Consider the following 11352-nt stretch of genomic DNA (forward strand, 5'->3'; position numbering starts at 1 on the left):
TCATTGACACAGGTGAGGCTTTAACTCCGTTTATGACGTACGGTGATAGAGTGGAAATTGAAATGTTCGATAAAGACGGCAATTCATTGTTCGGAAAGATTGATCAAACGGTTGCCAAATATCAATTGGATTAAGGAAAACCAATGAAACTGTACGATTACATTCGTTCCAGTGCGGCATACAGAGTGAGGATTGCTTTGAACCTAAAGGGGGTGGACTGCGAGTCTATCCCTGTTTCTTTACTGGATGGTGATCAGAAAAGTTCAGAGTATCTGAATGTGAACTCTGCTGGACTAGTGCCCGCTTTAGAAACGCAGGGCAACATCATCACTCAGTCTTTGGCCATCATCGAGTACCTTGATGAACTCTACCCAGAGCTGCCACTTTTACCTGAACACCCAGTTGAACGAGCACAATGCCGCGCACTAGCTTACGATGTTACCTGCGACATTCACCCGCTTAACAACCTCCGCATACTGAAACACCTGACTGGTGAATTGGGGCACAGCGAGGAAGAAAAAATGGCGTGGTATCACCATTGGTTAAAAGAAGGTTTTAATGGCTTGGAGCAAAAGCTGTCTAAATCTGATTCAACTTTCTGCTGTGGTGAGAGCCCAACGCTTGCCGATATCTGCCTGATACCGCAACTCTTTAACGCGCACCGATTTGAGTTCAATCTGGCGGCGTACCCAAGGCTGAAAGAAATAGAGAGCAACTGCCTTGCCCTATCTGCCTTTTCGGATCCGAGCCCGAAGTAAGAATTTAAATCGATAACGTCTACACCCGATCGCAAAACAGCATGGCTAGTTAAAAGCCATGCTGTTTTTGATTTAGAGTAACGCTCCATAAAAATGACTTTGGAATTGTGATGAAAATTGCCTTTGCTACATCGCTAGTTATCTTGTTCGCAGGATTTTCTGCACCAAGTGTTTTTGCATCACAGATTAGCTGTGCGCTATTAAACGAAGGTTACTTACAGGGCGAAGGAAAGATGGTTATTGCCAAACCTGTCGCTCTAAAGCCCGACTATAAATCAGAAAGCTATTCGCTATTTTCATACCCAGATATTGAAGTTTCGTTAGCGAACGCAGTCGTTGTTGAACATTCCGTTTCTAAGCCGTTTGTCAGTGCGTTTAACACTATCATCAAGAGAAACGATGAAGTGCTCATAACACGAAGTTCAATTCGGGAACAAAGCGAAGGCAGTATGTCGTCTCACATTACAATTCGAAAAGGTAATAACAAACTTCTTATAACGTGCGATTCTATACCCCAATAGCCGTTTTTTACGCCCTGCTTTGCAGGACTGAACACCACTCAAATTCACATTTTCACTCTCTTCTGAACCAAGAATTCGCAGTTTCGTTTAAAGTCCAGATAAAGGTTTCAGTATCTAGGGTCTGATATGCTCGACAAAATGGCGTTCTTTGTTTCGGTAATTCGCACTGGCTCTATTTCGGCTGCTGCCAGAGAATTTGAACTTTCTGTGTCCGCCGGAAGCCGTTGGTTGCAGGAACTGGAACAACACTTTGGGATGACACTGTGCCATCGCTCTAACCGGCTGCTCACTCCCACCCCAGCAGGTCAGACTCTGTTTGATGAATTTGCCCCTATAGTCGATAACACGGAACAAATTCGTCGCAAGCTGGAAGGTTTTCAAAGTGAAACCAATGGGCATATCAATGTGGCTTGTACTCCTGTGTACGCCAACCACTTCTTAATGGACAAGATCTCTGAGTACATGAAAACGCACCCCAAGGTGACGTTTAACCTGAATGTGACCCCCTGGGCGTTGGATTACTCTGATAAAGCGGATCTCATCATCAGCGCAAACGCCCATTATCAGGGATACCGAGACAGAGACGTTCACCTTGTCCGCCGAGAGTTGATGTCCGATCCTTTTATTCCTGTCGCCTCACCAAAATATCTTGAGAAACACGGAAAACCAAACGCTCCGACCGATATATCCGAACACCAGTGCCTGTTCGCAACCACGCTGACAGGCAGTAACGACTGGATATTCAAAAAAGATAAAGAGACTTTGATTGTCAAAGTGCCAAAATCGCTGGAGGTGAACGACAGTGATTTATTGTTGCAGGGCGTATTGAAAGGAGCGGGCATTGCCTATCTGCCGGAATTCATTGTTCAGCCCAAACTCGAAACGGGGGAGCTGGTTCGGCTGCTAGACGAGTACCAAACCAGTCAGTGGAGTCTTAACCTATATTATCAACCTCAGCATAAGGCTTCCCCAGCCGCCAAACTTTTTAAGTCATTCTTGCTGGAGTAGCAGGTTTACCTGCACTCCGAGATCTTACAGATTTTAAAGTGTTCGCATTGATTGAACGCACTAAAGCTCGCTAGCTCCTGCTCTAACGCCTCCAGAAAGTCCGCTTTCTTTTTGAGCGAAGGTTCGAGAAATAAATGAAGCACATTTAGTGTGGCGGTTTTCTTATCGACTTTACAGTCAGCTCTTGCTACAAGGGCTCCATTCCAGAGAATGGGTAGACAAAAGTACCCGTACTGGCGTTTGCCTTCAGGGACATAGCATTCAATCAGATAATCGAAATTAAACAAAGTACTGGCACGCTTTCTTTGGATCAGTAAGTTATCGAACGGCGACAGAATTTTCGCTTGTTTGCGGTTAAGCCTAGCGTCTAGCAAAGACAAAGACTCTGAAAGCACCCAAAACGAGTTCCCCTCTACGTCCACCTCAACAATCACCCCGTCTTCATTCAACTGCTGAATGGCACTGGTTACCTCTGTTTTTACGTTTTTGAGCAGGTAAACAAACTCGGGAATGCTCCCTAACCCATGGGCTTTCAGGTAGTTCAGAACCAGAAACCGAGCGTGTTCTTGAGGTGAAGGAACAGAAACATCAATATCAGACGGCAACACGCGCTCAGTGAGGTCGTACACTTTTTGAAAACCTCGACGCTCGGGGATCATTAAATCCCCCTGCATAAAGAGATACTCAAGCGCTCGTTTGGCGGGTTTCGCGCCCCAACCGTTAATTTTGGTGCCTTTTGATTCGAAATCTTTTGCGAGTAAAGGTCCCTCTTCCTGAATACGTGTAATCACGTGGTTCATTAACTTGTGGTCTTTCTTATACCAGTGAGCTTGCTCGCCAGATTTGATAGCAACTTTACGCGGCAAGGTATAACGATAGTTCTTCATCGGAAGGAAAGAAGCGGCGTGCGACCAATATTCCACCACCTTTTTGTCAGCTATCAGTTTATCGAGATGCTCTGGTCGATATTTAGGGTTTCGGCTCCACAATACGTGGTGATGCGCTCTTTGAACCACCGAAATAGTATCAATCTGTACGTAACCGATTTGCTCCATCACATTCAGTGTGTGGGCAGGAGAGTGAGACTTTGGAGACTTGGGCGGTAACCCTTGTGAAAGTAATGCAAGTTTTCGGGCTTGGGGTTTGGATAACGACATCATATCCCTACATTCCCCAGATGTTCTAAGCACATTCTTTTTAAATTCCTTTTCAAATTCTGGCTTTCTTTTTTTGAATCCCTAGTAGACCTCGAAGTTTGCAAATATGCAAAGTGGCTTTGAAATTCTGCTTGTAACACCTACATCAATAACTTCCCTACACTGGAACTAACACGATCCGGAAGAAGGGAAATCAGATGGAACCCATTTATATCGTCGCTGCGAAACGTACCCCTATTGGTAATTTCAACGGAGGGTTGTCTTCACTCAGTGCGGTTGAACTTGGCGCACATGCGATGAAAGCGGCTATTGAGCAATCAGGTATTGCCCCCGACAAAATAGATGAAGTGATCGTCGGGAATGTGCTCACCGCAGGCAATGGAATGGGAACGGGGAGACAAGCCTCGATCCACGCTGGGATCCCGTCATCGGTTCCGGCTTATACCCTTAACATGATTTGTGGCAGTGGCATGAAAGCCCTGACCGATGCCGCCAGCCATATTCGTGCGGGTGACTGTGAAGTGGTGATGACCTGCGGTATGGAAAGCATGTCCAACGCCGGGTTTGTGCTTTCTGGTGATAATCGCCGCGGGCACCGCATGGGGCATCAAACGGTGGTCGATACGATTTTAAAAGACGGTCTGACCGACGCGTTTCATGACTACCCTATGGGTATCACAGCAGAAAACATTGTCGATAAGCTCCATATATCACGCCAGCTTCAGGACGAATACGCTCTCAGCAGCCAGCAAAAAGCCATTAGAGCTCAAGACCAAGGGCACTTTGATGAAGAAATTACCCCTGTCACTATTGCCACTCGCAAATCCGAAATCACCATCGCGAAAGATGAGTTTCCCAAGCGCGACTGCACTCTAGAAAAGCTGGGCGGTCTTCGTCCCGCTTTCGATAAACAAGGCAGTGTAACGGCTGGCAATGCCTCAGGGATTAATGATGGCGCATCCGCTATTTTGCTGGCTTCCGCCAGTGCGGTGAAAAAACACAACCTGATGCCGCTGGCTGAGTTGGTGGAATACGGTCAGGCAGCCATTGAACCAGAAGTAATGGGACTCGGTCCTGTTAACGCCATTGCCAATACATTGCGAAAAGCCGATATGTCGCTTGGGCAGATAGACTGTTTTGAGCTCAATGAGGCTTTTGCTGCTCAATCTCTTGGCGTGATTAAACAGCTTAGCGAGCAACATGATGTATCGGAACACTGGATAACTGAACGGAGTAACCCAAACGGTGGCGCTATTGCACTCGGTCACCCCATTGGGGCTTCTGGCAATCGCATTGTTACCACTTTGGTTTACCAGCTTAGAAGAGACAATAGTGAATTCGGTCTGGCGTCTTTGTGTATTGGTGGTGGTATGGGCACCGCTGTGATTGTGAAGCCATGTAGGTAAGCCAATGAAAAAAAGCATCGACAAACAAGGCATTGCCTCACTGCTCAAAGATGACATGACCATCATGATTGGTGGCTTTATGGCGACAGGTGCGCCAGAGAGTTTGATAGACCTACTTATCGAGAATGACATCAAAGGCATCACCCTAATCAGCACCGACACTGGCTATCCGGAACACGGTGTCAGCCGGCTGATCGCGCAAAAGCGAGTAAAAAAGCTCTACGCTTCCCACATCGGGTTAAACCCTGAAACAGGCACACAGATGAATTCGGGTGAGCTGGAAGTTGAACTTGTTCCTCAGGGTACTCTAGCGGAAAGGATAAGAGCGGGCGGGGCTGGCTTGGGTGGAGTATTAACCCCGACTGGGCTGGGCACCTTAGTAGCAGAGGGAAAGAGAACAGTAGAAGTTGATGGGGAAACCTTTCTGTTAGAAACCCCACTTAAAGCTGATCTGGCTTTGATTCGTGGCTCCAAAGTCGATACACGTGGCAATGTCTTCTACAACAAAACCACTCAGAACTTTAATCCCATTATGGCGACCGCGGCAGAAACCGTGATTGTTGAAGCCATAGAGCTAGTAGAGATTGGCAGCATACAGCCGGAAGCCATTCATACTCTGAGCTTGTACGTCGACCACATCTACCAGAAAGAGGCATCCTGATGAGCATATCCAAACAGGCAATCAGACAACGCATCGCCAAGCGTGTAGCCCAAGAGTTTAACGACGGTGATGTGGTGAACTTAGGCATTGGTTTACCGACACTGGTTGCCAATGAAATCAGCCCGGAAATAGAGATTCTCTTTCAGGCTGAAAACGGTTTACTCGGTATTGGTGAAATGGCGGATGAAACCAATAAAGACTGGGATTTGGTTAACGCCGGTGCCCAATACATCACCGCTGTTGAAGGGGCTGGGTATTTTAATAGTGCCGACTCGTTTGCCATTATCCGCGGTGGACATGTCGATGCCACCGTTTTGGGTGCACTAGAAGTGGACGAGCAAGGCAACCTGGCCAACTGGATAGTGCCGGGGAAAATGGTGCCGGGAATGGGAGGCGCAATGGATCTGGTGGTCGGGGCGAAAAAGGTCATCATTGCCATGGAGCACACCGCCAAAGGCAACCCCAAACTTCTTAAACAATGCACTCTCCCTTTAACCGCCACTGGTCAGGTCGACATGGTGGTGACAGAACTGGGGGTATTTGAAATCACTTCTCAGGGAATGGTCATGACTGAAATCGCTGAAGGTGTTCGTTTCGATGAGGTTCAGAGCCAGACTGAAGCCCCGCTTATTCCTTCCCCTTCGATGAAAATCATGAACGGCTAACCGCTCCAATTGTCATCATTCCATAACTAAGTTGCGCCATTTGCTAGCGAGTTGTCGTCTTTCGCTAGTGAGTGGCGCGATTGGAATGGCTAAGATACTCCTACATCAACGAACAACGCATTCGACATTAGGAGACACATCATGGCAAACACAGCACTTATCACAGGCGCATCAGGCGGTATTGGGTTAGAACTGGCAAAGATTCACGCGGAAAAAGGCGGCGATGTCGTTTTGGTGGCTCGCTCCAAAGACAAGCTAGAAAGCCTCGCCTCTGAACTCAAACAGAACCACAAAGTTGAGGTGCATGTGATTGCCGAAGACCTGTCTCAGCCAGATGCCGCTAACAAAGTTTTTGAGCAGACAGAATCTCTGGGGTTGCAGATAGATACCTTAATCAACAACGCTGGTTTTGGTGGTCATGGGCTTTTTCATGAACGAGAACTTGCTGCCGAGCAGTCGATGGTTCAGGTCAATATCACCACATTGATGAACCTCAGTCACCTGTACCTAAAAGGCATGGTAGAACGTAACCAAGGGCAAATCCTGAATGTTTCTTCCACTGCTTCCTTCATTCCCGGACCACTTCAGGCGGTCTATTACGCGACAAAAGCCTTTGTGACGTCTTTTTCACAGGCATTGGCAGAAGAACTTTCAGACACCAAAGTGACCGTCACCGCACTTTGCCCGGGGGCAGTTGCAACTGGTTTTGTAGCTGCTGGCGACCTTGAAGGCGTGGATGTATTCAAGAACGCTAAGTCACCTCGTTCCGTCGCGGAATGTGGCTACACCGCGATGGAAAAAGGTGAGCTGGTGGCTTTCAATGAGGGCGGGCTTAAGTTTATGCTAAATTGGATCACCCCATTTTTGCCGCGTAAAACAGTATTGAAGCTATCGCGTAAAACCATGGAAAAGACCGCTTAATATAACGCCATTAATAAGAGAGAAAACAACCAATGAAAAGAGCCAGCAAGTTCGTTGTATCTCCTTCCTGGAAGGTACTGGTTACTGACATGGGCATTGACGTTGCCGCAGTGCTGGCGTATTCGAGCTTACCTGCGGACCTTTTCAGCCGCCCAAACGCAACGTTGACTCCACTGGAGTATTTCCAGCTCTGGGAGGGGTTAGCTAAAGCCGCAGGCGAAAGAGCATTTCCGCTTCTTATTGCGAAGCACTTGTCTGTGGAGGCGTTCGATCCACCGCTTTTTGCCTCCATATGCAGTCCAAACCTTAATACCGCGTTGAAACGCATCCAGCAATACAAACCACTGATTGGTCCCATGATTCTGGATCTGGATTTCTCAAAATCCCACACCACCCTGAACATCAGTTGTTACGGGCATGTTGGCGCTTTACCAGAATCGTTAGCGTTAACTGAAGTGGTGTTTTTTACACAACTCACAAGGTTAGCCACTCGTGAACGAGTTCAACCCACCAAGGTCATTTTGCCCAAGCTACCACCAAGCGTTCAGGAATATGAGGAGTATTTTGGCTGTAAGCTTACCCAAGGTGAGCAGGTGCAAGTTCAGTTTTCAGCCGAGGATGGGCTGAAACCCTTTATAACTTCCAACGCCGCCATGTGGGCATTTTTTGAGTCCAGCCTGAACCAGAAACTGATCGATCTGGATTCAACTGCCACCACGACGGAGCGTGTTAAAGCGGTATTGATGGAATCTCTGCCCGCTGGCAACAGCGCCATTGAAACTGTCGCAGAAAAACTGGCGATGAGTAAACGAACTTTACAGCGAAAACTGACTGCCGAAGCGGAAAGCTATCAGTCGGTATTGCAGTCGGTTCGCGCTGAACTGGCGGATCACTATTTGGAAAAATCCCAGATGTCGTTGGGCGAGATCTCGTTCTTATTGGGTTTTCAGGAAGCTAATTCCTTTATTCGCGCGTTCACCACCTGGAAAGGCGTATCGCCGGGAAGCTATCGCGAGCAGTATCATTAAAGGTCACGAATGCGCTTTATTTCCTCGTCATCGATGCCGAGTGACTGCAAAAATTTATGATGTTCACTCGGCTCCATGGCTTCAAATTTCTGATGCCACGTGACCATGTCACTTTCACTGAATCCAGCGGCTTCCATGATCTCCACCCACCGTGCTTTTGTCACGATATTCTCGGTCAGCATTTCCGGTTCCTGTAACAAAGTAACGATCGCTTTTTGCTGGTTTCGGAGGGTCTGAATTTCTTGCTCAAGCTGAGAAAAATGCTCTTTGAGGATCTGCGTCTGAGATTTGCCTTTCTGCTCCAGCAATACGCGAATACGGGAAACGGGCAATCCATAAGATCGATAAGAAGTAATGGCTTCCAGCCTTTCCACTTCCCTAGTGCCATACCATCGATACCCGTTTTCAGAACGGTTGGCAGGGAAAAGCAGCCCTTCTTTTTCGTAATACAAAATCGTGGCACGCGAAATACCAAACTCTCGCGCCAGTTGTGTCACTGTCAACATAACTCACCCTTCACTGTCTCTTAACTTCTATTTTGAACCCTGATCCTATAGTCGGGTCAAGAAGAGAGTAGAAGAAAAAATCAGGAAGATCTCATCTTCCTGATTGTATTTTTGAAGGGGTTATTTCAGTACGTCGATCTTACTTCTGTCGATGGTTAGCGCAATGGCGACTATCAACACCAAGCCAAAGAAGATCTGTTGTGCCTGAGCAGGAACATGCAGGTAGGTCATACTGGTGCGCACTACGGCAACAATCATGGCGCCCACTAAGGTATTTAACACCCCGCCAACACCGCCTGTCAGGGGCGTACCACCAATCAGCACCGCCACCAGTGCAGGAAGCAGAAACTGATCCGCCATGGTAGGCGAGCCGCCCGACAGCCTGGCTGCCAGCATCACTCCGGCGAAAGCAGCAAGTGCACCTGAAAGGGCAAACGCGGCGATCTTGATTCGGTTAACACGCAATCCACTGGCAACCGCTGCCAGCTCTCCTGCTCCAACGGCTTTGAAGCTTCGACCTAAGATGGTGCGCTTTTCTATCACCAGACAAATGATAAGCAGTGCAGCCGCAACCAGAATCTCGTGAGGAATACCCGCTGTATTACCCACAATCCAGCCAAAGCTGTCGTTTCTTGCTGCGGCGTCCATATAACCGGAACGCTGACCCGATACGACCTGACCCGTCGAGTACGCAATCCCTCCGATTGCCAGCGTGGCAATGAATGAGGCAATGCGGAATCGAACGTGAACCCAACCAGAAATCAAACCAAACAAGGCACCCACCACCACTGCGGCTAACGCGGCTCCCACACCTAACGTCGGCAGAAGCAGGGTGACAATCACCGTGGTCATACTGGCGACCGACTGGGAAGACAGATCAATACCGCCGATGTAGATAACAAAGGTCATCCCCAATGCCATGACAAACAGCGTTGAGATATCTTGGGTGAGCTGCAGCAAGTTCTGAATACGTACAAAGTTCGAATCGTACAAGCTCACCAGCAAGACAAGAATCAACAAGGTAATCAACGGAAAATAGGCCGACAACTTTCCTGTCCCTTTAAGCGATTTCCACATGTTTTTTCCCGGCTCCTTTTCCTGTCTATCTGACAACATTACTTTCGTTCTAGACATCCGTTATCCTTAAACCATATAAAAAAGCAGTGCCTGCTGATCCGGTTTGCCATCTGCACTGTCATAGCGTTGCGTGACCTGACCGTCTTTCATCACCAACAGAGTATGGGAAAGACCGATGGCTTCTTCCAAGGTGTCCGCAATCAGGATCACACCACAGCCATCATCACAAAGGGCACGCACCATTTCGTAAACGTCTTCCTTAGCGCCGATGTCCAGCCCACGAGTTGGGTGGTCGAGCAAGATGATTTTCGCCCCACTATTTCGCCATTTCGACAGCACGACTTTTTGCTGATTGCCCCCTGACAAACGAGAGCATAAGGTGTCGATGGTCGGCGTTTTAATGGAGAGGTTTGATACCCATTTCTCGGCGACTGCGCGCTCCTTCGGCACATCCAATACACCCGACTTGGCGTAATTGTGCATGTCGGACAAGGTGATGTTTTCGAATACCGACATACCACCAACTATGCCTTCAGTCTTACGCTCACGTGGAATGTACCCCACTCCAGAGCTGACTGCCTGTGTGACACTATCTGCCCCCTTGCCTGAGCCAGAGATGAGGACTTCACCTGCATCCTGTCGCTCCAGACCAAACAGTGTTCTCATCACCGCTTCGCTGCCACACCCTTCAGTGCCGACCAAACAAAGAACTTCGCCTGCGTGCAGTTCAAAGTTGATGTCCTGATACGCCTGACTCTTGGATAGCTGGCTCACTTTTATAATTGGTGTCTGGCTGTCATAAGGCTTTTGCTTGTTTTCGCGGTAGTATTCCTGATCAACATCACGACCCACCATTTTGCGTTGAATGTTTTTGATGTCACATTCTTCACGCTTTAGGTGCTCAACCACTTCGCCATCTTTCATCACGTAAACTCGATCAGACAGTTCGATCACCTCATCCATTCGGTGAGAAACAAACACAAAAGAAGCGCGTGATGTCAGCTCTCTAACCAAGGCAAACAGCAGTTCAATCTCTTTTCTTGGTAATACCGATGTAGGCTCATCCAGCAAGATCACTAGATCGCCGTCTACTCGCTCTTCGAGTGCCAGTACTTTTGCCAGCTCCACCAGTTGCCTTTGGGTAAAAGAAAGGCTTGAAGTAATTACGCTTGGGTCAATATCCAGCTTCACTTTTTTAAGCTGAACACGGGCGGCTTCTGCCATGGCTTTCCAGTTCAAAATGCCAAAGGTCTTGAACTGGTCTTCAAACCCTAAGAACAGGTTTTCCATCACACTCAGATTAAGGATGAGGGACTGTTCCTGGAATACCATTCCGATCCCCTGAGTCATTGCCTGTCTTGGGTTTTCAAATTTAACAGGCTGACCGTCTATCAGAACCTGACCGCCATCATGTTGATAAGCGCCGTAAATCACCTTCATCAGGGTCGATTTACCCGCTCCGTTTTCCCCGACTAACCCAACCACTTCACCGGGGTGAATTTCAAAGTTAATTTTTTTCAGGGCATGCACGCCAGGGAAGGTTTTATCTACGTCTACAAACTGCAACATCAGAAACTCCTATTTGACGAGCTGCGCCAGTTGGCGGTTAGTGGCAAGTGCGACGGCAAGAATCACCATCAGCCC

The 11352-nt window shown here is 48.0% G+C and carries 12 protein-coding genes; 8 read left to right on the forward strand and 4 right to left on the reverse strand.

Features of this window, described 5'->3' with window-relative positions:
• Positions 1-143 precede the first annotated feature (143 nt).
• The 3 genes from maiA to RH89_RS06505 all read left to right on the forward strand — a co-directional run bounded on the left by maiA (position 144) and on the right by RH89_RS06505 (position 2287).
• On the forward strand, positions 144-758 hold the full coding sequence (gene maiA, locus RH89_RS06495; RefSeq protein WP_004400420.1) for a maleylacetoacetate isomerase: 615 nt from the start codon (positions 144-146) through the stop codon (positions 756-758).
• Between the two features lie 110 nt (positions 759-868).
• Positions 869-1279, forward strand: coding sequence for a hypothetical protein (locus RH89_RS06500; RefSeq protein ID WP_004400421.1), 411 nt, complete (start codon positions 869-871; stop codon positions 1277-1279).
• 126 nt (positions 1280-1405) lie between these two features.
• A complete protein-coding gene (locus RH89_RS06505; RefSeq protein ID WP_004400423.1) occupies positions 1406-2287 on the forward strand; it encodes a LysR family transcriptional regulator in 882 nt (293 codons plus the stop codon).
• A 5-nt stretch (positions 2288-2292) separates the two neighbouring features.
• On the opposite strand, the gene RH89_RS06510 is transcribed toward RH89_RS06505, so the two are convergent.
• Entirely contained in the window at positions 2293-3447 is a 1155-nt protein-coding gene (locus tag RH89_RS06510; RefSeq protein ID WP_004400424.1) for a winged helix-turn-helix domain-containing protein, read from the reverse strand.
• A gap of 194 nt (positions 3448-3641) precedes the next feature.
• Between RH89_RS06510 and RH89_RS06515 the strand changes: the two genes are divergently transcribed.
• The 5 genes from RH89_RS06515 to RH89_RS06535 all read left to right on the forward strand — a co-directional run bounded on the left by RH89_RS06515 (position 3642) and on the right by RH89_RS06535 (position 8125).
• Positions 3642-4850: an acetyl-CoA C-acetyltransferase gene (locus tag RH89_RS06515; protein WP_004400426.1), complete on the forward strand. Its 1209-nt coding sequence runs from the start codon at positions 3642-3644 to the stop codon at positions 4848-4850.
• Between the two features lie 4 nt (positions 4851-4854).
• Entirely contained in the window at positions 4855-5511 is a 657-nt protein-coding gene (locus tag RH89_RS06520) for a CoA transferase subunit A (protein ID WP_004400427.1), read from the forward strand.
• Positions 5511-6176, forward strand: coding sequence for a 3-oxoacid CoA-transferase subunit B (locus RH89_RS06525; protein WP_004400428.1), 666 nt, complete (start codon positions 5511-5513; stop codon positions 6174-6176). The genes RH89_RS06520 and RH89_RS06525 overlap by 1 nt, the downstream gene beginning before the upstream one ends.
• A gap of 141 nt (positions 6177-6317) precedes the next feature.
• Positions 6318-7097, forward strand: coding sequence for an SDR family NAD(P)-dependent oxidoreductase (locus tag RH89_RS06530; protein ID WP_004400429.1), 780 nt, complete (start codon positions 6318-6320; stop codon positions 7095-7097).
• A gap of 32 nt (positions 7098-7129) precedes the next feature.
• Positions 7130-8125 (forward strand): AraC family transcriptional regulator, encoded by a 996-nt coding sequence (locus RH89_RS06535; protein WP_004400431.1) that lies wholly within the window; start codon positions 7130-7132, stop codon positions 8123-8125.
• Here RH89_RS06535 and RH89_RS06540 read toward each other — a convergent pair.
• From RH89_RS06540 to RH89_RS06550, 3 genes are all read right to left on the reverse strand, one after another.
• Complete coding sequence (locus tag RH89_RS06540; RefSeq protein ID WP_004400432.1) at positions 8122-8631, reverse strand: MerR family transcriptional regulator; 510 nt, start codon at positions 8629-8631, stop codon at positions 8122-8124. The genes RH89_RS06535 and RH89_RS06540 overlap by 4 nt on opposite strands.
• A gap of 120 nt (positions 8632-8751) precedes the next feature.
• A complete protein-coding gene (locus tag RH89_RS06545) occupies positions 8752-9765 on the reverse strand; it encodes an ABC transporter permease (protein ID WP_022590925.1) in 1014 nt (337 codons plus the stop codon).
• Between the two features lie 9 nt (positions 9766-9774).
• Positions 9775-11277 (reverse strand): sugar ABC transporter ATP-binding protein, encoded by a 1503-nt coding sequence (locus RH89_RS06550; protein WP_004400434.1) that lies wholly within the window; start codon positions 11275-11277, stop codon positions 9775-9777.
• Between the last annotated feature and the right edge of the window lie 75 nt (positions 11278-11352).

It is taken from the genome of Vibrio nigripulchritudo ATCC 27043, assembly GCF_000222685.1.
GTDB classification, from domain to species: domain Bacteria; phylum Pseudomonadota; class Gammaproteobacteria; order Enterobacterales; family Vibrionaceae; genus Vibrio; species Vibrio nigripulchritudo.